At 72.7% G+C, this 24,406-nt stretch carries 17 protein-coding genes, 4 tRNA genes, 1 other RNA gene and 1 pseudogene; 14 read left to right on the plus strand and 9 right to left on the minus strand.

The genetic code is table 11. The features are described from left to right. The first annotated feature begins 12 nt into the window (after positions 1-12). From R2S09_RS02385 to R2S09_RS02405, 5 genes and pseudogenes are all read left to right on the plus strand, one after another. The gene (locus tag R2S09_RS02385) at positions 13-2,412 is read left to right on the plus strand and encodes a penicillin acylase family protein (protein ID WP_316739500.1); all 2,400 of its coding nucleotides are present in this window, start codon (positions 13-15) and stop codon (positions 2,410-2,412) included. Further along, positions 2,409-3,062, plus strand: coding sequence for a GNAT family N-acetyltransferase (locus R2S09_RS02390; protein ID WP_316739502.1), 654 nt, complete (start codon positions 2,409-2,411; stop codon positions 3,060-3,062). Before R2S09_RS02385 ends, R2S09_RS02390 begins: the two co-directional genes overlap by 4 nt. A gap of 99 nt (positions 3,063-3,161) precedes the next feature. Next, positions 3,162-5,098: pseudogene (locus tag R2S09_RS02395) on the plus strand (copper resistance protein CopC). A 309-nt stretch (positions 5,099-5,407) separates the two neighbouring features. Next, complete coding sequence (locus R2S09_RS02400; protein ID WP_306190603.1) at positions 5,408-5,698, plus strand: hypothetical protein; 291 nt, start codon at positions 5,408-5,410, stop codon at positions 5,696-5,698. Between the two features lie 12 nt (positions 5,699-5,710). Next, complete coding sequence (locus tag R2S09_RS02405) at positions 5,711-6,664, plus strand: hypothetical protein (RefSeq protein WP_316739505.1); 954 nt, start codon at positions 5,711-5,713, stop codon at positions 6,662-6,664. 82 nt (positions 6,665-6,746) lie between these two features. Here R2S09_RS02405 and R2S09_RS02410 read toward each other — a convergent pair. Further along, a tRNA-Ser gene (locus tag R2S09_RS02410) sits at positions 6,747-6,831 on the minus strand. Positions 6,832-6,903: 72 nt separating this feature from the next. Here R2S09_RS02410 and ffs point away from each other — a divergent pair. From ffs to R2S09_RS02440, 6 genes are all read left to right on the plus strand, one after another. Continuing rightward, positions 6,904-7,002: signal recognition particle sRNA small type (gene ffs / locus R2S09_RS02415), an RNA gene on the plus strand. A gap of 92 nt (positions 7,003-7,094) precedes the next feature. After that, entirely contained in the window at positions 7,095-9,494 is a 2,400-nt protein-coding gene (locus R2S09_RS02420; RefSeq protein ID WP_316739507.1) for a DNA polymerase III subunit gamma and tau, read from the plus strand. A gap of 124 nt (positions 9,495-9,618) precedes the next feature. After that, entirely contained in the window at positions 9,619-10,872 is a 1,254-nt protein-coding gene (purD, locus tag R2S09_RS02425; protein ID WP_306190600.1) for a phosphoribosylamine--glycine ligase, read from the plus strand. Between the two features lie 308 nt (positions 10,873-11,180). Further along, positions 11,181-13,409: a hypothetical protein gene (locus R2S09_RS02430; protein WP_316739510.1), complete on the plus strand. Its 2,229-nt coding sequence runs from the start codon at positions 11,181-11,183 to the stop codon at positions 13,407-13,409. 198 nt (positions 13,410-13,607) lie between these two features. After that, positions 13,608-15,164, plus strand: coding sequence for a N,N-dimethylformamidase beta subunit family domain-containing protein (locus R2S09_RS02435; RefSeq protein ID WP_316739511.1), 1,557 nt, complete (start codon positions 13,608-13,610; stop codon positions 15,162-15,164). A gap of 91 nt (positions 15,165-15,255) precedes the next feature. Further along, positions 15,256-16,155, plus strand: coding sequence for a phosphoribosylaminoimidazolesuccinocarboxamide synthase (locus R2S09_RS02440; protein ID WP_316739513.1), 900 nt, complete (start codon positions 15,256-15,258; stop codon positions 16,153-16,155). A 65-nt stretch (positions 16,156-16,220) separates the two neighbouring features. On the opposite strand, the gene R2S09_RS02445 is transcribed toward R2S09_RS02440, so the two are convergent. The 8 genes from R2S09_RS02445 to R2S09_RS02480 form a co-directional block, all read right to left on the minus strand. Beyond that, positions 16,221-16,296, minus strand: a tRNA-Gly gene (locus R2S09_RS02445). A gap of 23 nt (positions 16,297-16,319) precedes the next feature. After that, the gene (locus R2S09_RS02450) at positions 16,320-16,934 is read right to left on the minus strand and encodes a response regulator transcription factor (protein ID WP_316739514.1); all 615 of its coding nucleotides are present in this window, start codon (positions 16,932-16,934) and stop codon (positions 16,320-16,322) included. Next, positions 16,931-18,166, minus strand: coding sequence for a histidine kinase (locus R2S09_RS02455; RefSeq protein WP_316739515.1), 1,236 nt, complete (start codon positions 18,164-18,166; stop codon positions 16,931-16,933). The genes R2S09_RS02450 and R2S09_RS02455 overlap by 4 nt, the downstream gene beginning before the upstream one ends. A 30-nt stretch (positions 18,167-18,196) precedes the next feature. Further along, the gene (locus R2S09_RS02460; RefSeq protein WP_316739516.1) at positions 18,197-18,976 is read right to left on the minus strand and encodes an ABC transporter permease; all 780 of its coding nucleotides are present in this window, start codon (positions 18,974-18,976) and stop codon (positions 18,197-18,199) included. Next, on the minus strand, positions 18,973-19,911 hold the full coding sequence (locus R2S09_RS02465) for an ABC transporter ATP-binding protein (protein WP_316739518.1): 939 nt from the start codon (positions 19,909-19,911) through the stop codon (positions 18,973-18,975). Before R2S09_RS02465 ends, R2S09_RS02460 begins: the two co-directional genes overlap by 4 nt. A 159-nt stretch (positions 19,912-20,070) precedes the next feature. After that, a tRNA-Gly gene (locus R2S09_RS02470) sits at positions 20,071-20,143 on the minus strand. A gap of 81 nt (positions 20,144-20,224) precedes the next feature. Continuing rightward, positions 20,225-20,296: transfer RNA gene (locus tag R2S09_RS02475), tRNA-Gly, on the minus strand. A gap of 183 nt (positions 20,297-20,479) precedes the next feature. Continuing rightward, the gene (locus R2S09_RS02480; protein WP_028421372.1) at positions 20,480-20,797 is read right to left on the minus strand and encodes an Lsr2 family protein; all 318 of its coding nucleotides are present in this window, start codon (positions 20,795-20,797) and stop codon (positions 20,480-20,482) included. Between the two features lie 363 nt (positions 20,798-21,160). Here R2S09_RS02480 and purS point away from each other — a divergent pair, with 363 nt between their 5' ends. From purS to purL, 3 genes are read left to right on the plus strand one after another with little or no spacing between them, the layout of a single operon-like run. After that, positions 21,161-21,433 carry a phosphoribosylformylglycinamidine synthase subunit PurS gene (gene purS / locus R2S09_RS02485; protein WP_306190593.1) on the plus strand — a complete coding sequence of 91 codons (273 nt, stop codon included), beginning with the start codon at positions 21,161-21,163 and terminating at the stop codon, positions 21,431-21,433. Further along, positions 21,430-22,110, plus strand: a complete 681-nt coding sequence (gene purQ / locus R2S09_RS02490) for a phosphoribosylformylglycinamidine synthase subunit PurQ (protein ID WP_306190592.1) — start codon at positions 21,430-21,432, stop codon at positions 22,108-22,110. Before purS ends, purQ begins: the two co-directional genes overlap by 4 nt. Beyond that, positions 22,107-24,365, plus strand: a complete 2,259-nt coding sequence (gene purL / locus R2S09_RS02495; protein WP_316739522.1) for a phosphoribosylformylglycinamidine synthase subunit PurL — start codon at positions 22,107-22,109, stop codon at positions 24,363-24,365. Before purQ ends, purL begins: the two co-directional genes overlap by 4 nt. The last annotated feature ends 41 nt before the right edge of the window (positions 24,366-24,406 follow it).

Genomic DNA, 24,406 nt, shown 5'->3' on the forward strand with positions numbered 1-24,406 from the left:
GGGGTGGGTGGGATGCACACGACGACCGCCGAGATCCATCGCGACGCCTGGGGTATTCCGCACCTGCGCGCCGACGGCCCCCGCGCCCTCGCCCGGGCCCAGGGCCGGGTCACCGCCCTGGACCGCGCCTGGCAGCTGGAGGTCGAGCGGCACCGGACGCAGGGCACCTCGGCGTCCTTCCTCGGCGCCACCGCCCTCGCCTGGGACGTCTTCGCCCGGCGCGCCCGCCTCGCCGACACCGCCCGGCGCTGTTTCGCGGCCCTGGAGCGACAGGACCCGGAGACGGCCGACTGGGTGCGGGCGTACACCGAAGGCGTCAACGAGGGGCTCGCCGAGGGGGCCCGGCGCGCCCCGGAGTTCGCCAGGACCGGCCTCGCCCCCGGCCGCTGGGAGCCCTGGCACCCGCTCGGCGTCTGGCTCGGTGCGCACATCCTCTTCGCCGGCTTCCCGGCCAAGCTGTGGCGCGAGCACGCCCTACGCCGTCTCGGGACCGGCGCGGTCGAGTTGTTCGCCACCGACGGCCCCGGGACCTCCGGCAGCAACGGCTGGCTGGTGAGCGGAGCGCGTACGGTCACCGGGCAGGCGCTGATCGCCGGCGACCCGCACCGCTTCATCGAGGATCCCGGTGTCTACCAGCAGATACGCCTGGCCTGCCCGGAGTTCGACGTGGTCGGCCTCGCCGTCCCGGGCGTCCCGGGCATCGCCCACTTCGGCCACACCGGCACGGTCGCCTGGGCCATCACCAACGCCATGGCCGACTACCAGGACCTCTACCGGGAGCGCCTGCGCCGCACGGGCGCCGGGATCGAGGCGCTCGGCCCCGACGGCACCTGGCGGCGCGCCGCCCGCCACACGGAGACCGTCGAGATCGCGGGCGAGGCCCCGGTCGAGGTGGAGATCGTCGAGACCGACCGCGGCCCCGTGATCGCGGGCGGTCCGGAGGGCTTGGACGGACTGGACGGCCTGACCGGCCCCCAGGCGCAGACAGCGGGTGGCTCGGAGAGTCCGGAGGGCCTGGAGAGCCCGGAGAGTTCGAATGATCCGGAGGACCTGGAGGACCCGGAGGACCCCGAGGGCCCGGAGAGCCTGGAGAGCCCGGAGAGCCTGGAGAGCCCGGAGAGTTCGGATGATCCGGAGAGTGCGGAGGGCCCGCAGAGCTGGGGGGACCCGGAGAGTTCGGAGAGCCCGGACCGTCTGGGCCGCCGGGACCGCCCGGACCGGGACCGTTTCCAGGGACCGGATGACCGCCCCCGCCCGGAGGATCCCCTCGCGCACCCCGTTGCGCTCAGCCTCCGCTACCCGCCCCGCGTGACCTGTGACCTCGGGTTCGGTGCGCTGCTGCCGCTCCTGCGCGCCCGCCGGGTCGGGGACGTCGACCGGGCCTTCGACGCCTGGGCCGAGCCGGTCAACGTCGTCCTGGCCGCCGACACCGAGGGAGGTGTGCTGCACCGGGTCGCGGGCCGGGTTCCGCTGCGCGCCCCGGACAACCGTCAGCGCCCGGTTCCGGCCTGGGAACCCGGCCACGCCTGGCAGGGTTGGCACGAGCCGCCCCGTGCCGGACTGGTCGATGGTGTCGCCGTGATGGCGAACCAGCGCGGCCCCGCCGCCCCGCTCGGCGTCGAGTTCGCCCCGCCGCACCGCGCCGACCGCATCCGCGCCCTGCTCGCCGGGCGCGCCGTATGGTCCGCCGGCGACATGCCGGCGATCCACACCGACACCCACCTCACCTCCGCCGCGCCGCTGCTCGACCACCTGGCGGCCCTGGACGGCCTGTCCCCGGCGGCGGCCCGGCTGCGTGACCGCCTCCTTCGCTGGGACCGGCGCATGGAAGCGGGCAGCGAGGACGCGGCGGCGTACGCGGCCGTGCGGACGGCCGTCGTACGCCGGCTCGCCGCCCACCCGGTCTTCGCCGCGCTCGCCGAACCGCCCGCCTACCCTGAGGTGTTCCTCCCCTGGCTGGCCCTCGTCCCGCGCATCGGACACGCCCTGGAGAACCTCCTCGGGGCGCAGGAGCTGTACGGGATCGACCGTCCGGCGATCGTCCGCGCGGCCGTGGAGGAGGCGGCGGACCGGCCCGCCACGACGTGGGCGGAGCGGCACCGCCTCGCCGCCTGGCGGGCACTGCCGGAGGCCGGGGCGCCGTACGACGAACCCGGCCTGGCCGGCGACCACGACTGCGTGCTGTGCACCTCCGCCGTGCCGGGGCTGACCGACCTCGCCGCACGCGGGCCGGTGGCCCGTTACGTCTGGGACCTCGCCGACCGCGAGAACAGCCGCTGGGTGGTGCCGCTCGGCGCCGACGGCGTGCCCGGCGCACCCCACCACCACGACCAGCTCCCCCTGTGGACCGCCGGAGACCTCGCCCCGGTCGTCACCGACTGGGCCCGCCTGACGAAGGAGACCGGCCTGTGACGACCCCGGAGCCGCACGTGCCGTACGCCTCCGAGCGCGAAGCCGTCCACGAGCAGGTCGTCGACGGCTTCGGCACCGTCCGCGTCCTGCCCCTGGACCCGTGCACCGACGCCGGCACCGTCCACCGCTGGGTGAGCGAGGAACGCGCCGTCTTCTGGGGCATGACCGGCCTGACGCGGAGCCAGGTCGCGGATGTCTACGCCCACATGGACACCCTGGACACCCACCATGCCTTCCTGGTGGTCAAGGACGGCACCCCGGCCGCGCTGCTCCAGACGTACGAGCCGGAGGCCGACCGCGTGAGCGAGTGCTGTCCGGTCCGCCCCGGTGACATAGGAGTCCACCTGCTGCTCGCCCCGGCCGGTGCGGACGGCCACCGCCCCGGCTGGACGGCGGCGCTGCTGCACGTCGTCCTGACCCACCTCCTGCTGGGCCTGGACCGCAGACGGATCGTGGTGGACCCTGACGTGCGCAACGACAAGGCCATCGCCCGCTTCCTGCGGCAAGGGTTCGAAAGGGGACCGGTCGTCGTCCTGCCGGAGATCGTCCTGCCCGACGTGCACCTGCCCGAGAAGCGCGCCCAACTCGCCTTCCTCTCCCGGGAGACGGTCTTTCCCGACGCCAGGGGGAGGACCGTCACCGACCGGTGAGTGATGCGCCGTCCGCGCCCGTACGTATCGGAAGGCCGGCAAGTCCCACAACTGAGAAGTGACGTGACCCGAGGCTCGGCGCGACGGTTGACGCGACGGTTGGCGGTGCTCGGCGCCGTACCGCTCCTGCTCCTCCTCGGCGGTGCGGGCCCCGCCTCGGCCCACGCGGTCCTGCGCTCCAGCGACCCCGCCGACGGAACCGTCCTCAAGACCGCCCCGCCGTCCGTCACCTTGACCTTCTCCGAGTCCGTCGGCCTGCTCGACGACTCCTTCCGCCTGTTCGGCCCCGACGGCCGGCGGGTGCACACACGCGCGAGGCCCGGCACACGCGCGAGGCCCGGCACGCGCCGGGCCACTCGGACACGGCCGAGGTCTCGTTCCCGGCCGGCCTGGGCCAGGGCACGTTCACGGTGGCGTGGCGGGTGGTGTCGGCGGACAGCCACCCGGTCTCCGGCGCCTTCACCTTCTCCGTGGGGAAGCCGTCCCCGACCTCCGCCGCCGTCGACACGGGCCCGGACGAGAACCCGGCGACCGGGGCTCTCTGGGACCTCGCCCGCTACGCCGCCTACGGCGCCGCCGCCCTGCTCATCGGCACGGCGGCCTTCGTGCTGCTGTGCCGCCCGCCGGACCCCGGCCCGCTGCGCCGGCCGCTGGTCGCGGGCTGGTGGACGCTGCTGGCGTCCACCGTCGTCCTGCTGGCGCTGCGGGCACCGTACGAGACCGGTGCCGGCCCGGCGTCGGCGCTCGACCCGGCCGCCCTGGCCCGCACGCTGACCGGCCGCCCGGGTCTGGTGCTGCCGGCCCGTCTGACCCTGCTCGCACCGGTGGCCGTGTTCCTCGTACGGCTGTCCCGACGCGGCCCGTCGCGCGCGACGCCGGCGACGGGCGCCGTCCTGGCGCTCGCCCTGGCCCTGACCTGAGCCGCGTCCGAGCACGCCTCGGCCGGCATCCAGGTCCCGTCGGCTATGGCGTCGTCGGTGCTGCACCTGCTGGCCATGGCCGTGTGGCTGGGCGGCCTGACGGCGCTGCTGACGACCCTCCAGCGGGCGATGGCGGACCCGGACCCTGAGAGCAGCGCCGGCGACGACCCACGGCTGACAGCGACGGTGGCCCGTTTCTCCCGCATCGCGTACCTCGCCGTCGCCGTCCTGGTGGTCACCGGCGTCTACCAGTCCTGGCGCGGCCTCGGCTCCTGGACCGCGCTCACCGACACCACGTATGGGCGGCTGCTGCTGGTCAAACTGGCCGCCGTGGTGCTGTTGCTGGCGGCCGCGGGCGGCTCACGCCGCTGGACCGCACGGCTGGTGACGGCGGCGGGGAGGAGGGGAAGCGCGGGAAGTGCGGTTGGAAGCGCGGCAAGCGTGGGCACGGCAGGGACCGGGAGCGAGGCCGTACAGGAACGGACCCCGGAGCCGGTCGGCGGCCCGTCGCACCCGACGGCGCGGAAGTCAGCGCCACAGCCGGTCTCGCCCTCAGCCCCGCTCTCGGCCGCACCCTCTGGAGCACCGCTCGACGCATCCACTCCCTGCCCGTCCTCCGCACCGGGCGGCTGCCTGCGCGCACTGCGGCGCTCGGTGCTCGCCGAGGTCGCCGTGGCCGTCGCGGTGCTGGTGATCAGTACGGTGCTGAGCGGCACGCTGCCGGGACGGGCCGCCGCCGAGTCCGCCGGAACCGCACCCGCCGCGGGGATCCCGGGTGCCTCCGTCACGACGATCCCGTTCGACACGGGCACGCCCGGCGGCCGCGGCACCGTGCAGATCACCCTGGAACCGGGCCGCGTCGGCCAGAACGCGGTGGAAGCCGTGGTATTCGGCCCCGACGGAGGCCTGTCCACCGTCCCGGAGCTCCGTCTGTCGCTGTCCCTGCCGGCTCAGAAGATCGGCCCGATCGACGCCCGGCTCACCGACAAGGGGGGCTACTGGGGCACCGACTCCCGCAACCTCCCGATCCCCGGCGCCTGGACCGCGAAGGCGACGGTACGGGTGTCGGAGCTGGACCAGACGAGCGGGTCGCGGACGGTGCGGATCCTGCGCTGAGGGGTGTCTCGCCGATCAGGCCGGGCTCGCGGCGACTGGCACCGCTCCCTGATCCGGCCTGATCGACGAGACACCCCTGGAGCCCTACTCGGTTGGCCCGACCGGGGCCTCTCTTCTCCGCTTCCCGTAACTTTGAATATTCCATTGCGTTGGGGTCGATATCGCGAAGTTGCGTTGCCGTGCTGCGGATGCGGACCCCTCCGGCCTGACGGACTGATGAACCATCCGATCGCACATATAGGCCTGGTCGGGGAATTCCTTCACCCGTTTGCCGCGCATCCGGGGAAGTCGGGTGGCGTTAGTTGGGATATGACTAAGGCAACCAGGGCAGGGTACTTCGGTCTGTTCGCGGGCCGCGAGCGGCAGAACGCGAGTGCCGGATGCGCGGTCGCGCTGGGGCCCTACACCTACCTGCCCGCGCCCGTGCATGCGCCGGGCACCATCAACGGCACCCTGACCAGGGGAGATCTCCCGGTCGCACTCGAAGTGACCGAACCGCTGCTGCGGGATTTCCTGGACTCGATCAGCGCGTTGCAAGCCGACCTCGCCCGCCGCTGGGTGGGCCCGGAAGGCCGGTCCGCCGTGCCGCGACCAGAATAACCGGGTTGCTTCATGTATGACGAACGTATCGACGGACGTCTCGGATATTCCACCGATTACCCGTATGTGGAAGACCCGCAGACCGGTCACGCGCAGAGTGATTACCCGTATACCGGCGGATTAGGCGGAAGTGAAACAGGGCGCGGCACCGGGCGGCACCGGGCGCCGACGCAGTTCTTCGCCGGACCCCTGGTGCCGCCGGACTCGGCATGGGACCCCGCCGAGGAACTGGCCTTCATGCTCCAGGACGCGATGGAGCAGCAGCAGCAGCGGCCGACGAGCCGCACGGCGCGGGACGAGCCCGAGCCCGGCGCGCCCGCTGCGAAAAGCGGGAACACCCCCCTGGAGAACCTGCAGGAGATCACGGCGGAACTGCCCCCGCTGAGGGACGTCTCCCGCGGCCACCGAAAGGTCCGTGAACGCAGACATCCGAACATGCTGCGCACCGCCAGCCATCTCATCGCCGCCCTCGCCGCGGTGATCGCCTCCACGGTGAGCTTCTTCGGCGGCATGGTCGCCTACGATCCGCTGCACATCGTCGCGGTGCCCCGCGTGCACGACGGCATCGCGTCCTGGTGGCCCCTGCTGGTGTACGGCCCCTGGCTGGTCGCGTCGCTGTCCGTCCTGCGTGCCGCCCTGCACCAGCGCCGCGCCGTCCACTCCTGGTGCGTGGTGCTGCTCTTCTCGTCCGTCGCGATGCTGCTGTGCGTGGTCCAGGCGCCGAGGACGCTCGTGGACATGTCGGCGGCCGCCCTGCCGGGTCTGGCGTCCCTGGCCTGCTTCCAGCAGCTGGTACGCCAGATCACCCTGACCCGCCCGCCCCGCCGCGCGACCCCCCGCCACCGCCTGAGCCGGCCCGCGCAGCCCGACACCTTCCCCACGCCGCCCAGCATGACCGCCTCGACCACCCCCGAAGCGGGCGAGCCGAAGCCGAAGTCGTCTTCCGCGGCCATCCGGACGAGCTGAGGAGCCAGGAAACAGGACCACACACGACGAGGGCCCCGACCGGATTCCGGTCGGGGCCCTCGTCTGCCCTGCTGGGCGAAGGCGGAGGATACGAGATTCGAACTCGTGAGGGGTTGCCCCCAACACGCTTTCCAAGCGTGCGCCCTAGGCCTCTAGGCGAATCCTCCGCCGGAAACATTACATGACCGAGAGGAGTGCTCGCGAACTCGTTCCTCGCCCCCGGGATCGGGTACTCTTTCGGCAGCCCCTCACGCGGCGCTATCTGACTGAACTCCCCCAGGGCCGGAAGGCAGCAAGGGTAGGTCGGCTCTGGCGGGTGCGTGGGGGGCGCTTGCGTTCCGGGGGGTGTGCCGGGCGGGGTGGGGTCGAGCCGCCGGCCGGGTCGGTCGTCCCCGGCCGGTTGTCAGTGGGCGCCTATAACCTCGTATGCGTGTCCTCTCTCGCGCTGTACCGCCGCTACCGCCCGGAGTCCTTCGCCGAGGTCATCGGGCAGGAGCATGTCACCGACCCGCTGCAGCAGGCGCTGCGGAACAACCGGGTCAATCACGCGTACCTGTTCAGCGGTCCGCGCGGGTGCGGCAAGACGACCAGCGCGCGGATCCTCGCCCGCTGTCTGAACTGCGAGAAGGGGCCGACGCCCACACCCTGCGGCGAGTGCGAGTCCTGCCGCGACCTGGCCAGGAACGGGCCGGGATCCATCGACGTCATCGAGATCGACGCCGCTTCGCACGGTGGTGTGGACGACGCCCGTGACCTGCGGGAGAAGGCCTTCTTCGGGCCCGCTCGCAGCCGCTACAAGATCTACATCATCGACGAGGCCCACATGGTCACGTCGGCCGGTTTCAACGCGCTGCTCAAGGTGGTCGAGGAGCCGCCGGAGCATCTGAAGTTCATCTTCGCCACCACCGAACCCGAGAAGGTCATCGGGACCATCCGCTCCCGGACCCATCACTACCCCTTCCGGCTGGTCCCGCCGGGGACCCTGCGGGACTACCTCGGTGAGGTGTGCCACAAGGAGAACATCCCCGTCGAGGACGGAGTGCTTCCCCTGGTCGTGCGGGCCGGTGCCGGCTCCGTGCGTGACTCCATGTCCGTCATGGACCAGCTGCTCGCCGGTGCCGGTGAGGACGGTGTGACCTATGCCATGGCCACCTCGCTCCTCGGGTACACCGACGGCTCACTGCTCGACTCCGTCGTCGAGTCCTTCGCCTCCGGGGACGGCTCCGCCGCCTTCGAGGTCGTCGACCGTGTGATCGAGGGGGGCAACGATCCCCGTCGGTTCGTCGCCGACCTGCTGGAGCGGCTGCGGGACCTCGTGATCCTCGCCGCCGTACCCGACGCCGCCGAGAAGGGGCTCATCGACGCCCCGGCCGACGTCGTGGAGCGGATGCAGGCCCAGGCCCGCTCCTTCGGCGCCGCCGAGCTGAGCCGCGCCGCCGACCTCGTCAACGACGGTCTGACCGAGATGCGCGGCGCCACCTCGCCCCGCCTGCAGCTCGAGCTGATCTGCGCCCGTGTGCTGCTGCCCGCCGCCTACGGCGACGAGCGGTCCGTGATGGCCCGCCTCGACCGGCTCGAGCGCGGTGTGAGCTTCTCCACGGCCACGGCCACGGCCACGGGCACGGGCACGGGCACGGGCACGGGCACGGGTGCGGGGGCACCAGCCATGGGGTACGTGCCCGGTCCCGAGGCCCACGCAGGGGCTTCCGCTGTCACCGGCGGGTCCGCCGCGGCGGTGCCGCCCGGCGGCGGGGCGGCTGCGGCCCGGGCCGCGGTGCAGGCCGCCGGGGCCGGGGCCGGTGGTCCTGGGGCCGGTGGTGCGGGCACTGGTGGCTCCGGGGACGGCGGTACAGGTGCGTCGCCTGTGGCTGCCCCTCCCGGACCTGTCTCCGGACCCGTCTCCGGGCCTCCTTCCGGACCCGACTCCGCTCCTGCTCCCGTGTCCGCCGCCGGTGACCGTCTTCAGGAGTCGCCCGCGCCCGGTGCTCCGCAGGCCTCGGGGTCTACCGCCGCGACGCCCGGTGCCTGGCCCACGGCCGCGTCCGCGGGCGGTGGGCGGCGTCCCGGGGGCTGGCCGACCGCTGCCGCGCCCGGGACGGGACGGCCGGCGAGCGGTTCACCCGCCCCTGCCCCCACCGCCGCTCCCACCGCGCCGGCGCCCTCAGCCTCCGCTCCCCGGGCGTCCGGTCCGGTCTCCGGCGGACTCGACCCGCGGCAGCTGTGGCCGAACATCCTTGAAGCGGTCAAGAACCGCCGCAAGGTCACCTGGATCATGCTGGACCAGTACGCCCACGTCGCGGGCTTCGACGGGACGACCCTGCAACTCGGCTTCGCCAGCGCCGGGCCACGGGACAGCTTCGTCAGCAACGGCAGCGAGGACGTGCTGCGGCAGGCGCTGGCCGAGCAGTTCCACGTGCAGTGGAAGATCGAGGCGATCGTCGACCCGACGGGTGGCGGGGGCTCCACCCCGTCGGCCACCGGCGGGTACGGCGGAGGCGGCGGATACAGTGCCGGCGGCTACGGCGGCGGTGCCCCGGCCTCGGGCCGGCCCGCGACGGCCACTCAGCCCGCCGCTCCTGGCGGCACCGGTTCTTCGGCGCCGGTTGCGTCCCCGGCCCAGCCGTCGGCGGCCGCGGGCCCGGCAGCCTCAGGCCCACCCGCCGCGGCCCCGTCGCCGCGGCCCAGTGCCCCCGAGCCGCCCCCCGTCGCTCCCGAGGACGACATCCCCGAGGACGACGACCCCGACCTCGACGAGTCGGCCTTGTCCGGTCACGAGCTGATCGTGCGGGAGCTGGGCGCCACAGTGGTGGAGGAGTACACGACCGAGTAGCGCCCGGCGGAGGACGTCGCCCGGCGGAGGACGTCAGCTGTCGGAGAAACGTACGAACGCCGCTCCGCTCCGCCCTCGGCAACCCGCACAAACCGCTCCCGCCTCCTGCCGTTAGGCTGACCCCGTGAAGGTCCTCGTCATCGGTAGCGGCGCCCGCGAGCACGCCCTGTGCCGTTCCCTGTCCCTCGACCCCGACGTCACCGCGCTGCACTGCGCACCCGGCAACGCCGGCATCGCCGAGGTCGCCGAGCTGCACCCGGTCGACGCGCTCGACGGCGCGGCCGTCTCCGCGCTGGCCACGGAGCTCGGTGCCGACCTCGTGGTCGTCGGCCCGGAGGCACCGCTGGTCGCCGGGGTCGCCGACACCGTGCGCGAGGCGGGCATCCCGGTCTTCGGCCCCTCCCGGGCGGCCGCGCAGCTCGAGGGCTCCAAGGCCTTCGCCAAGGACGTGATGGCCGCGGCCGGCGTACCCACGGCACGCTCCTACGTTTGCACGACGCCGGAGGAGGTCGCCGAAGCCCTCGACGCCTTCGGCGCGCCGTACGTCGTCAAGGACGACGGTCTCGCCGCCGGCAAGGGCGTCGTCGTCACCGGCGACGTAGAGGCGGCCCGTGCGCACGCGGCGGCATGCGACCGCGTCGTGATCGAGGAGTACCTCGACGGCCCCGAGGTCTCCCTCTTCGCCGTCACCGACGGCGAGACGGTGGTCCCGCTCCAGCCCGCCCAGGACTTCAAGCGCGCCCTGGACGGCGACCAGGGTCCGAACACCGGCGGCATGGGCGCGTACTCCCCGCTGCCCTGGGCCGATCCCGAGCTTGTCGACGACGTCCTGCGGACGGTGCTGCAGCCCACCGTCGACGAGATGCGCCGCCGGGGCACCCCGTTCTCCGGCCTCCTCTACGCCGGCCTCGCTATCACCGGCAGGGGCGTCCGGGTGATCGAGTTCAACGCCCGCTTCGGCGACCCGGAGACCCAGGTGGTCCTGGCCCGCCTCCAGACCCCTCTCGCGGGCGTCCTGACGGCCGCGGCCACCGGCGACCTCGCCCATCTGGAGCCCCTGCGCTGGAGCGACGACGCGGCCGTCACGGTGGTCGTCGCCTCGCACAACTATCCTGGCACCCCGCGCACGGGCGACCCGATCACCGGCCTCGACGAGGTGGCCGCCCAGGACGCCCCGCACGCGTACGTGCTGCACGCCGGCACCAAGCAGGACGGTGACGCCGTCGTGAGCGCGGGCGGCCGGGTGCTTTCCGTGACGGCGACCGGCAAGGACCTGACCGAGGCCCGCGAGCGGGCGTACACGGCCGTGGACCGCATCCGCCTCGACGGCTCCCAGCACCGTACGGACATCGCGGCGAAGGCGGCGGCCGGCGCGTAGCCCCACCGCGACCCACCGGCATCACCAGGCGCTTCTCGCCCCACAGCACCAGAAGTCTCTCGACACTCGGGCCCCGGACGCGATCCGGGGCCCGAGTGTCGCTGTCCGTCGTCCACCTCTGACCAAAGCCATTCCATCGAGTGAGCAATGGCCCATACGGCTGACGCAGGCCGGGGCCCCAACTAGGGTGCGGCGCAAGCGTTCCGGCACTTGGCCCACCGGCATTGCGATGTCAGTGGCGGGTGCCACAGTGGGGGAGTGAGCAACACAGGGCAGTCAGGACAGTCGGGAGGGGGTGACGTCCGGTCGTGACCGGTATGGGTGTGGAGGTCGGTGTGCAGTCCGCGCGCTCCCGGGCCCTCGCCGTGCTGCATGTACGCAGCCGGGCGCTGGCCGTCGCTCTGCTGCCCGCCGCCCTTGCCGTGATCCTGCTCGCCGGGGGAGCCACCGGTCACCTCGTGGGCAGGGGCTGGGACGTGGCCCGCTGGGTGGTGGGTGTCGTCGCGGTGGTCGTCCTGCTGGCCGCCGCCGGCATCGGCCTGGTCGTCGCCCGCGCCCGCCCCGCCATGAGCCCGACGGTCCCGATCCCCGAGGAGTCCGCCCCGGACCTGTACCGCCTGGTGCGCGACCTCGCCGACCGTCTCGACGTGCCCGCCCCGTCCGCCATAGCGGTCACCCCGGACTGCGACAGCTGGCTGGAGGACCGCACCCATCCGGCCCACGGCCCGCCCCCACAGGCCCGCGGGCACCACGCCGACGGCGGCCGCGGCCGCGACGATCGCGACGAGCCGAACGGGCTGCGCGGCCTGGCCTCGGCCCGCCCCCGCCGTACGGCGGCGGCTCCCGTGCTCGTCATAGGCTCGCCGTTCCTGTGGTGGATGCGCGTCGGCGAGCTGCGGGCCGTCCTCGCCCCCGTGGTCGCCGGTACGGGACCCTCGGCGCACCCGGACATAGCCGCGGCCCGCCGTTTCGTGCGCGGCCTGGACGCGGCGGTGGCCGTCACCTCGGCGCCCGGCCGCCGTCCCCTGGCCGGCCCGGTGTGCGCGGGCATCGGCTGGGTGGCCCGGCTGCTGCTGCGCGGCTGCCGGGAGTACGCGGCCGAGATGGAGCGGGGGGTGGCGGCCGCGGCCGCCGAGCGTGCACAGGCTGTGGACTACGGCCTGAGAATCGTCGCCCAGGAACAGGTGGGCCTGGCGTACGCCGGCTGGGACCGGCTTCTGACCCGGGTCGCGCTCCCCGCCTGGCGCATGGGCCGCTGGCCCTCCCGGCTGGACGCGGGCGTCGTGGCCGCCCTCACCGAGCTGTCCCGCCGCGACCGCCTGGCCGAGGGCTTCGCCTCCCGGCTCGGCGAGCGCCCCGCCTGCGATCTGCTCGAGGAGCCCGGCGCGGTCGACGAGGCCACCTCACTGCTGGCGGCGCGACTGTTCCACGGCGGTCCTGCCGAGCACGGTCCGGACTGGTCCCCGGTGGACTGGCGCGAGTACCCGGAGGAGGTCGTCGACCGCAAGTGGCGCACCGACGCGGCCCGTCTCCACCGGGTCCTGGACAGGCTCGGCGTACGCCGCTCCCCGAGCCGCCCGGTATCCGATCCCCACGGTCCGACCCTGGCCCGCGTCCTGGACCACCTGTCCGCGCAACCGCACACCCCCACCACCGCCTCCCCCCACGCCGCCACCACCCTCGCCCCGCCCCCATCGGCACCCCCGGCCCGGGACCAGGCAGCTTCCATGGCCGAGGACGCCGAGAGCACACCACCGGACGCCGAGCGCACAGCGAACGCCGACCGCACGGGGGACGCCGAGCGCACGACGGGGGACGCCGAGCCCACGGGAGCTGCCGAGCACGCGCCCGACACCGGCCACGCGCCCGACACCGGCCACGCGCCTGACACGGGCCACGGGCCCGACACGGGCCACGTGACTCACACGGGCCACGGGCCCGACACGTGCCGCGTGCCTGACACCGGCCACGCGCCTGACACGGGCCACGGGCCCGACACGGGCCACGTGACTCACACGGGCCACGGGCCCGACACGTGCCGCGTGCCTGACACCGGCCACCAATCCGAAACAGGTCACGCGCCCGATACCGGCCCAGGTGAGGACGGCGACCTGGCGAACGAGCGGAGTGTGGCGCTCGCGGCCGGGCTCAGCGCCGAGCTGGCCCGTGAGGAGGCCGCCGCGCCCGTGCCCACGACGGCACCGCCGGGAGCCGGAGCCGCCGGCCAGATCCCCGGGGCGCTCCCCCTCTGGGACGAGGGCTCGCTCCCGCTGTTCCCCCTCCAGCCGCCGCGCACCGGCCGGGATCTCCTCGCCGACCACGTCACCGCGATGGTCTGCTGCGCGGCGATGGACACCGCCGGTGCCACCCCGGGCCTCGACTGGCTCGACGGTCCCTCCCTCCTGATCAACGGGGAGAGAGCCGTCGACCTCGGCGCCAAGGTCCGGGCGCTGATCGAGGAGGGCGATCCGGTCCCGTTGCGCACCTGGCTGGTCGATTCGGGCATACGTCCGGAAAAGCCCGTACGGCTCGTCTGACCTGGACCGATGTCCGGGGCGCGAGCGCTCTACCGGACCCCTGGCTTCCACTTTCGGTCAATTCACAACGAGTAGTGACAGCATGCGTGCGTAATGTGATGTGCTGGGATCGTTCACGCACCCGGCAAACGCATACGACATACGACAGACCGCACTGCCGCACCACATGTCACGGGGGCACGAGGGAGGGGAACGGCCATGGGATCGGAGCGGATCCGACGCTGGGAGTCGGGAGCACTCGCGCACGCCGTGACGGACCCTTTCGGTCAGGGCCCCGTCCCCTGGCTGCGCGGCAGCGAGACGTACTTCGACGACACGGGCCAGGTCGTCCCGTGGTACGTCGACCCGCAGCCCGGGACCGGCGCGGCACGCGGCACCACCGGCGTGCCGGGAGCGGCCGGGGCGGCGGGAGCAGGCGGGACGACCGCCACCGCCCCCCGGGTGCCCGCCCCCCGCGCCTCCGCCGGCGGCCCCCGCTCGGCTGACGACGTGCGCCGCCAGATCAAGGGCTTCGTCTCCAACGGCCCCGTCACGCCCGGCGAGGCCATCGACTTCCACATCACCGTCGACCCGCCCCAGCAGTTCGGCGTCGACGTCTACCGCATCGGCCACTACAACGGGGACGGCGCCGCGAAGATCACCACGAGCCCGCGTCTGTCCGGCATCGTCCAGCCCCCGCCGCTCACCGCCGACCGCACGGTCTCCTGCCACCACTGGTGGCTGTCCTGGCGGCTGCAGGTCCCGTCGTACTGGAGCATCGGCGCGTACGTCGCCGTGCTGACGACCGCCGACGGCTACCGCTCCCACATCCCCTTCACCGTGCGCGACAACCACCCGGCGGACCTGCTCCTGCTCATGCCCGACGTCACCTGGCAGGCCTACAACCTCTACCCGGAGGACGGCCGCACGGGCGCCAGTCTCTACCACGCCTGGGACGAGGACGGCCGTCTGCTCGGCGAGGCGGACGCGGCCACCACGGTCTCCTTCGACCGGCCGTACGCGGGCGCGGGCCTGCCCCTGCACGTCGGTCATGCCTACGACTTCATCCGCTGGGCCGAGCGCTACGGCTACGACGTCGCCTACGCCGACGCCCGCGACCTGCACGCCGGCCGCGTCGACCCCACCCGCTACCGCGGCCTGGTCTTCCCCGGCCACGACGAGTACTGGTCGATCCCCATGCGCCGCACCGTCGAACTCGCCCGCGACCACGACACGTCCCTGGTCTTCCTCTCCGCCAACACCATGTACTGGCAGGTGGAGCTGGGCCCTTCCCCGTCCGGCGTCGCCGACCGCCTGCTGACCTGCCGCAAACGCAAGGGTCCGGGCCGGCCGGTGCTGTGGCGGGAGATCGACCGCCCCGAGCAGCAACTGGTCGGCATCCAGTACGCCGGGCGCGTCCCCGAGCCGCATCCGCTGATCGTCCGCAACGCCGACCACTGGCTGTGGGAGGCGACCGGCGCGCAGGACGGCGACGAGATCGAGGGCCTGGTCGCGGGCGAGGCCGACCGCTACTTCCCGCGCACCCCGCTCCCCGACCACCAGGACCGCATCCTGCTCGCCCACTCCCCGTACACGGACACCGAGGGCGTCCTGCGCCACCAGGAGACGTCCCTGTACCGGGCCCCGTCCGGCGCCCTGGTCTTCGCCTCCGGGACGTTCGCGTGGTCCCCGGCGCTGGACCGCCCCGGCCACGTCGACGCCCGCATCCAGCGCGCCACGGCGAACCTTCTCGACCACATCTGCAAACGGGACTGACCCTCCGGCCGGCCCTCCCGCCACCCGCTGTCCGAGGCCCGTGTCCGATACGGGAGAATCGAACCATTGGACAGAACCACGGGGAGGAACCGTGTCCGGATTCGTAGAAAAGCCCGAGCCGATCCAGGTTCCAGGCCTGGTGCACCTGCACACCGGAAAGGTGCGCGAGCTGTACCAGAACGAGGCGGGCGACCTCGTGATGGTCGCCAGCGACCGCATGTCCGCCTACGACTGGGTGCTGCCCACCGAGATCCCCGACAAGGGCCGCATCCTCACACAGCTGTCCCTGTGGTGGTTCGACCGCCTCACCGACCTGGTTCCCAACCACGTCATCAGCACCGAGGTCCCCGAAGGGGCGCCCGCCGACTGGGCCGGCCGCACCCTCGTGTGCAGGTCGCTGCGGATGGTCCCCGTGGAGTGCGTGGCCCGCGGCTACCTCACCGGGTCCGGCCTGGCCGAGTACGACGACTCCCGCACGGTGTGCGGCCTCGCCCTGCCCGAGGGCCTCGTCGACGGCTCCGAACTCCCCGCCCCGATCTTCACCCCCGCCACCAAGGCCGAGGTCGGCGAGCACGACGAGAACGTCTCCTACGAGGAGGTGGCCCGCCAGGTCGGCGCGGAGACCGCCGCACAGCTGCGCCAGGCGACCCTCGCCGTCTACGGCCGGGCCCGCGACATCGCCCGCGAGCGCGGGATCATCCTTGCCGACACCAAGTTCGAGTTCGGCTTCGACGGGGAGACCCTGGTCATCGCCGACGAGGTGCTCACCCCGGACTCCTCCCGCTTCTGGCCGGCCGACCAGTGGCAGCCGGGCCGCGCGCAGCCGTCGTACGACAAGCAGTTCGTGCGGGACTGGCTGACCTCCGCCGAGTCCGGCTGGGACCGCAGGAGCGAGCAGCCCCCGCCGCCGCTGCCCGAGCAGGTGGTGGAGGCGACGCGGGCGAAGTACGTGGAGGCGTACGAGCGCCTGACGGGCACCAGCTGGTCCTAGGCCCCGTAGGACACGCCGGTCGCAGGACACGAGAAGGCCCCCCGGCGGAACCGGGGGGCCTTCACTGGAGCGGACGACGAGGCTCGAACTCGCGACCTCAACCTTGGCAAGGTTGCGCTCTACCAACTGAGCTACGTCCGCATTGCGCCGTGGCGCGACGCCAACTATACCCAACCTCGCTCGCGTGCGAGACGCACTGCCGCATGCCGGTTCTCCGCCCCGAGCTTCGAGACGGCCGACGACAGGTAGTTGCGCACGGTCCCCTGCGACAGCGCGGCCCGCTCGGCGATCTCCGCGACGGGCGCCCCGTCGGCGGCCAGTTCCAGCACCTCGGCCTCCCGCGCGGTCAGCGGGGAGTCCCCCGAGGCGATGGCGTCGGCGGCCAACTCGGGGTCGATGTAACGGTTCCCGGCGTGCACCGTGCGGATGATCTCCGCGAGCCGCTGGGCGCTGACGGTCTTCGGGACAAAGCCGCGCACGCCCGCCGCAAGGGCCCGCTTGAGGTGCCCCGGCCGCCCGTGACTGGTGACGATCAGCACCTGGCAGCCCGGCAGTTCGGCCCGAAGAGATGTGGCGACCCTCACACCGTCGGCGCCCGGCATCTGAAGATCGAGCACGGCCACGTCCGGCTCGTGCGCCCGCGCCCGCGCCAGCGCCTCCGGTCCGCTCGCCGCCTCCGCGACGATCACCAGGTCGTCCTCCAGGGCGAGCAGCGCGGCGAGCGCGCCTCGGATGAGGTGCTCGTCGTCGGCGAGCAGCAGCCGTACCGCATCGGTCATGCCATGATCTCTCTCATACTCAGGGGCACTTCGGCGGTCACCCGGAACGTGTCCCCGCCGACATGACCCGCCTCCAGCGTTCCGCCCACCGCCGACAGCCGCTCCCGCAGGCCGGCCAGCCCGGACCCGCCGCGGGCCGCGGGGCCGGCGGCGCCGTCGTTCTGCACGGTCAGCACGACGCGCCGGTCGTCGACGTCCAGTGCGATGTCACATCGGGCGGCGTCCCCGTGCCGCAGCACGTTCGTCGTCGCCTCCCGCACCACCCACCCCAGCGCCGACTGCACCTCGCCGTCCAGCCCGCCGGCCTGCCCGCGCACCTCGCAGCGGATCCCGGCCGCGTCCAACACACCTTGCGCACCGGTGAGTTCGGCCCCGAGGTCGGCCTCCCGGTAGCCCCGTACGACAGCGCGGACCTCGCGCTGCGACTCCTGCGCGATCCGCTGCACCTCGATCATCTGGTCGACGGCCTCTGGCTGCTCGCGCCGCGCCAGCTGCACGGCGAGCTCGCTCTTGAGCGCGATGACGGCCAGGTTCCGCCCCATCACGTCGTGCAGGTCCCGGCCGAACCGCAGCCGTTCCTCGGCGACGGCGAGCCGCGCCTCGACCTCCCGGGCCCGTTCCGCCTCCCACAGCACGGACAGCGTCCAGGCGCCGCAGCGGCAGGCGAGCAGCGAGAAGAGCGCGCCGAAGGCGGCCAGGGCACCGATCATGGCGATCGGGCCCGGCTCGGGGTCGGTCCAGCCGAACGCGGCCATCAGCACCACGGCGAGCACCGCGGAGCCGCGCAGGAACACCGGCGTGGGCAGCGTCAGGCCGTACAGGACGCCGGGCGGCAGCAGCTCGGCGCCGATGGCGAGCCGTACGGCCACGGGCTCGGCGCCGTCGATCGCCGCGAGCGCCAGGGTCAGCGTCAGCGCGACGGCGAGCAGGACGGCGGCGGGGCGCAGGGCCGCGGGCGGCAGCTCGGCGCGGCCCAGGTAGTGGTCGAGCACGGGCCGGGTGCGCCGGGTGGCCTCCGCGCACTGCAGGCAGCCCGTTACCAGCAGCACGCAGCCGGCCGTCAGCGGCGCCGGCCGCCGCTCCAGCCCGCCCACCAGCGGCAGCGCCAGCCAGCACAGGGAGAAGAACCAGGTCGTGGCGTACCAGGTCACCACGGTCTGGAACTCGACCCGCTCGGCCTTGCTGCGCTCCCCCCAGTGGCGCCGCTGCCATCCCCGTATCCGCCCGAACACCACGCTCTCCCCGCCCTGTCAGCCCGTCCCTCAGCGCCGCGGTTCCCAGCGGAACCACCGCCGTACAGCAAACACCGCCAGCAGGGTCCAGGCCACCGCCGTCGCCACCGCGCCCAGCACCTCGTACGCGCTCAGCTGCCCGGTCCAGCCGCCCCGGACCAGCCTGATCGCCGGGGAGAGCGGCAGGAGCTCGCAGACGGACACCAGCCGGTCGGGCAGGACCTCCGCCGGGACCGCCATGCCCGAGCCCAGCATCGACACGAACACCAGCGGCAGCGCGGTGACCTGGGCACTCTCCACGGTCCTGGTGAAGGCGGCGGTGAGCGCGGCCAGCGCGGCGGACAGCACCAGACCCGCCAGCACACCCAGGACCGTCAGACACGGCGCCTCGGGCGCCCCCGCGTCGAGCAGCACCGCACAGCCGACGGAGACGACCACGGACTGCGCGAGGCCGACGCAGACGGCGGGCAGCGCGGTGCCGGTGAGGATCTCGGCGTCGCCGGGTTCGCCCGTGCGCAGCCGCTTGAGGACGAGTTCCTCGCGGCGGGCGACGCAGGTGCTCACCAGCGAGGTGTACACGGCGAAGAGGAACGCGAAGCCGATCGCGGCCGTCACCATGACCGTGCCGGCGTTCAGGCCCCGCGCCTTCAGGTCCATCCGGTCGACCGCGGGCCGCACGCTGAACGGCAGCGTGAGCGGCACCAGCAAGGCCGTGACCAGCGCACCCCGGTTGCGGCCGAGCAGGGTGAGCTCCGCCCGGGCCAGCGCCCGCAGCCGCCGCCCGGCGGGAGCGAGGGCGAGCGTGCTCATGCCGCCGCCTCCTGCTTCCTCGCGATCCCCAGGAACGCCTCCTCCAGCGAGGCCGAGCGCACATCGAGCCCGGCCAGCTCGACCCGCGACCGCTCGGCCCACACCAGCAGCCCGGTGGCCGCCCGCTGCAGCTCCCGCGTCCGCAGCCGTACGAGGCCGCCGTCCACCTCGTGCCCGCACACGCCCAGCTCACCGAGCGGCGGCAGGTCCCCGAGGAAGTAGCCGTCGGGCAGCCGGAAGGAGATCCGCGAGGGCTGGCAGGCGGTCACCTGCTGCGGGGTGCCGGTGGCCGCGATACGCCCCTCGTGCAGGATCGCCAGCCGGTCTGCGAGGCCCTCGGCCTCCTCCAGGTAGTGCGTGGTCAGCAGCACCGTCGTGCCTGAGTCACGCAGGGCACGCACCAACTCCCAGGTGTCCCGGCGGCCTTCGGCGTCCAGTCCGGTCGTGGGCTCGTCCAGGAACAGCACCTCGGGCCTGCCGAGCAGCGCGAGCGCCAGGTCCAGGCGCCGCCGCTCGCCCCCGGACAGCTGCTTGACCCGTACGCCGGCCCGCCCCGTCAGCCCGACCAGCGCCAGCGCCTCCTCCTCCGGCCGCGCCCCGCTCACGCATCCCGCCCACATCCGCGTGGTTTCCGCGACGGTCAGCTCCGAGGGGAAGCCGCCCTCCTGGAGCATGACGCCGGTCCTCGGCCGTACGGCGCCCCGCTCCCGGTACGGATCGTGCCCGAGCACCCGTACCCGTCCCCCGGCCGGCGGGGCGAGCCCCTCCAGCAGTTCGACCGTGGACGTCTTGCCCGCGCCGTTCGTGCCCAGCAGCGCGAAGATCTCGCCGCGGCCCACGGAAAAGGTGATGCCGCGCACGGCCTCGAACCCGCCCCCGTACACGCGCCGCAGGTCGGTGACCTCTATCACGTGTTCGTGTTCGTTCCTGTCCATGACGTCAGCGTCCCGGCGAACGGGGCCCGGCGGCAGTGCGCGGTGTCATCGCTCGGCATGACAAATGTCAGAAGCGGTCCGCAGACGATCCGCAGACGGTGCGCAGATGGTCCGCACACGAAAAAGACCCCGGTCCCTGAGGACCGGGGTCTCACTCCGAGCGGACGACGAGGCTCGAACTCGCGACCTCAACCTTGGCAAGGTTGCGCTCTACCAACTGAGCTACGTCCGCATTGCCTCCGACCGGCTCCCACCGATCGGTGCGAGCACCAGCCTACCTGATCCACAAGAGTGGTCGGGACCGGCGGTGCGGAGCGGGTGACAGGAATCGCACACTGCGCCTTCCCCCTGGAAGGGGGATGTTCTGCTACTGAACTACACCCGCATGCACTCCGTGGGTCTCGGCCTTTCGGCCTCGCCCCTCGGCGCGCTCCAGACATTAGCTGATCAACAGGGGGGTTGCGCAAGTCGGCTGCGTCCAGGGCCCGCTGACGGACCCTGGGATCTCCTCCGGCGCCCGCCCCGCTCGTCGCCCCGCCCTCTCCTGCGCCGCCCCCTGCCCTGCCCGTCACTGGGCCGCGCTGAACGCCTCGTAGACCTTCTTGGGGATGCGGCCGCGCGCCGGCACGTCCATCTTGTTGGCCTGGGCCCAGGCCCGGACGGCCGCGGGGTCGGGGGCGACCTCCGTCTGCCGGTACGCCTTGCCCGACCGCGACCGCTTGCGGCCCGCCTCCACGTACGGCGCGAGCGCCTTACGCAGTTTCTTGGCATTGGCTTGGTTCAGGTCGATCTCGTAGAACTTGCCGTCCAGTCCGAAGGCGATCGTCTCCGCCGCTTCCGAGCCGTCGATGTCGTCAAAGAGAGTGACCACGACACGCTGCGCCACGAATATCGGTCCCTTCGTGCGACACCTCTGCGCCCACCTGCTCCGTCATGACCTTCGGGACATGTGGAGATGTTCGGAGATGTCGGCTGTCCGCCTGTTATCGGAAAAGTATCGGCTGTTGCCAATTCATTTGTACAGTGCCGGGCATTGCGAAGTGAAGCCCCGACTAAATCTCTCCGCGTGTCCCGGTTCAATACCGCTGTCCAGTGGGGAACGCCGAACTTTCCCAGAACTTTTCACAGCACTCCCGGCCGATGGCCGGCCGTGACGGTCGTCACGTGGCTTCCTACAAGTCTACTCGCGTAGAAATTTTGTGCGGGTAGTCTGAAGGGACCTGCTCAGCACCACACACCGGGAGTGCCAGTGGCACGCGTCGTAGTCGACGTCATGCTCAAGCCGGAGATCCTCGACCCCCAGGGCCAGGCGGTGCAGCGCGCACTGCCGCGCCTGGGTTTCGACGGCATCTCCGACGTACGTCAGGGAAAGCGATTCGAACTGGAAGTGGACGGGCCTGTCGACGACGCAGCGCTCGCCCGCATTCACGATCTTGCCGAATCCTTCCTCGCCAACACCGTGATCGAGGACTTCTCCGTCAAGGTCGAGTCCGATGACGTAGCCGCGGAGGCCGCGAAGTGACCGCTCGTATTGGCGTCGTCACTTTCCCGGGCAGTCTCGACGACCGGGACACCCAGCGCGCGATCCGTCTCGCGGGCGCCGAACCGGTCGCGCTGTGGCACAAGGACAAGGACCTCAAGCAGGTCGACGCCGTGGTGCTGCCCGGCGGTTTCTCCTACGGCGACTATCTGCGGGCCGGTGCCATCTCCCGCTTCTCGCCGGTGATGGAGACCGTCATCGAGCAGGCGAAGGCCGGACTGCCGGTCCTCGGCATCTGCAACGGCTTCCAGGTCCTCACCGAGGCCCACCTGCTCCCGGGCGGCATGCTCGGCAACGACCACCTGCACTTCATCTGCCGCGACCAGAAGCTGCGGGTGGAGAACGCCGCCACCGCCTGGACCGGCGACTACAGCGAGGGCCAGGAGATCTTCATCCCCCTGAAGAACATGGACGGCCGGTACGTCGCCGACGAGTACACGCTCGACAAGCTGGAAGCGGAGGGCCGCGTGGTCTTCCGTTACCTGGACGTCAACCCCAACGGTTCGCTGCGGGACATCGCCGGCATCACCAACGAGGCCGGGAACGTCGTCGGCCTCATGCCGCACCCCGAGCACGCCACCGAGCCGCTGATCGGCACCGGCCGCACCGACGGCCTGCCGTTCTTCACCTCGATCCTGAAGAAGCTGGTCAACGCATGAGCAGGACGCCTCTGGACACGGTCGAGCACGCGGCCGCGACCCCCGACGTCGAGCTGCCCTGGGCCGAACTGGGCCTGAAGAAGGACGAGTACGAGCGGATCGTCGAGATCCTGGGCCGCCGACCCACCGGCGCCGAGCTCGCCATGTACTCGGTGATGTGGTCCGAGCACTGCTCGTACAAGTCCTCCAAGGTCCACCTCCGCCAGTTCGGCGAGAAGGCCCCCGAGAACGACGCGCTGCTCGTCGGCATCGGTGAGAACGCCGGTGTCGTCGACGTCGGCCAGGGCTACGCCGTCACCTTCAAGGTGGAGTCGCACAACCACCCGTCGTACGTGGAGCCCTACCAGGGCGCCGCGACCGGTGTCGGCGGCATCGTGCGCGACATCATCGCGATGGGCGCGCGCCCGGTGGCGGTGGTCGACCCCCTGCGCTTCGGTGCGGCGGACCACCCCGACACCAAGCGGGTGCTGCCGGGTGTCGTCGCCGGCATCGGCGGCTACGGCAACTGCCTGGGCCTGCCCAACATCGGCGGCGAGGTCGTCTTCGACGCCTGCTACCAGGGCAACCCGCTGGTCAACGCGGGCTGCGTCGGCGTGATGCGGCACGAGGACATCCACCTCGCCAAGGCCTCCGGCGCGGGCAACAAGGTCATCCTCTACGGCGCCCGGACCGGCGGCGACGGCATCGGCGGCGCGTCGATCCTGGCGAGCGAGACGTTCGACGACGCCAAGCCGTCGAAGCGCCCGGCCGTCCAGGTCGGCGACCCCTTCCAGGAGAAGCTCCTCATCGAGTGCACCCTGGAGGCGTTCGCCGAGAAGCTGGTCGTCGGCATCCAGGACCTGGGCGCGGCGGGCCTGTCCTGCGCCACGTCCGAGCTGGCCTCCAACGGCTCCGGCGGCATGCGCGTCACCCTGGACGACGTCCCCCTGCGCGACTCCACGCTCTCGCCCGAGGAGATCCTCATGAGCGAGTCGCAGGAGCGCATGTGCGCGGTCGTCGAGCCGGAGAAGGTCGACCGGTTCCTGGAGATCTGCGCGAAGTGGGACGTCATCGCCACCGTCATCGGTGAGGTGACCGACGGCGACCGGCTGGAGATCTACTGGCACGGCGGCAAGATCGTCGACGTCGACCCGCGCACGGTCGCGCACGAGGGCCCGGTCTACGAGCGCCCGTACGCCCGCCCGGAGTGGCAGGACGCCCTCCAGGCCGACGACGCGAACAAGCTGCCGCGCCCGGAGACCGCCGAGGAGCTGAAGGCGCAGGTCCTGAAGCTGGTGGCGTCGCCGAACCAGGCGTCCAAGAAGTGGATCACCCAGCAGTACGACCACTTCGTGCAGGGCAACACCGTCCTGGCCATGCCCGAGGACTCCGGCATGATCCGGATCGACGAGAAGACCGGTCTCGGTGTCGCCCTCGCCACGGACGGCAACGGCCGCTACGCCAAGCTCGACCCGTACACGGGCGCGCAGCTGGCGCTGGCGGAGGCGTACCGCAACGTCGCCACGACCGGTGCGAAGCCGCTGGCCGTCTCCGACTGCCTGAACTTCGGCTCGCCCGAGGACCCGGCGGTGATGTGGCAGTTCGCGGAGGCCGTGCGCGGTCTGGCAGACGGCTGTCAGCAGCTGGGCACCCCGGTGACCGGCGGCAACGTCTCGCTCTACAACCAGACGGGCGAGGCCGCCATCCACCCGACCCCGGTGGTCGCCGTCCTCGGCGTGATCGACGACGTGGCCCGGCGCACCCCGGTCGCCTTCCAGGAGGAGGGCCAGCTGCTCTACCTCCTCGGCGACACCCGCGAGGAGTTCGGTGGCTCCGCCTGGTCGCAGGTGGTCCACGACCACCTGGGCGGTCTGCCCCCGAAGGTGGACCTGGAGCGGGAACGCCTGCTGGCCGAGATCCTGATCTCCGCCTCCCGCGACGGCATGATCGACTGCGCGCACGACCTGTCCGACGGCGGTCTGATCCAGGCGGTCGTGGAGTCCGCCCTGCTGGGCGGCAAGGGTGCGCGTCTGGTCGTCCCGGACGGCCTGGACGCGTTCACCTTCCTGCTCTCGGAGTCGGCCGGCCGCGCGATCGTCACCGTGCCGCGCTCGGAGGAGGTCCGCTTCAACGACATGTGCGGCGCCCGCGGCCTGCCCGCCACCCGCGTCGGTGTCGTCGACGGGGACACGGTCGAGGTCCAGGGCGAGTTCGAGCTGACCCTGGCCGAGCTGCGCGAGGCGCACGAGGGGACGATCCCGGCGCTGCTGGCCTGACCCCCGGGCCTGTGACGGCGGGCCCGCACCACCCGTGAGTG

Origin of the sequence: Streptomyces sp. MK7 (assembly GCF_032658145.1) — a bacterium.
Classification (GTDB): Bacteria; Actinomycetota; Actinomycetes; order Streptomycetales; family Streptomycetaceae; genus Streptomyces; species Streptomyces spiralis.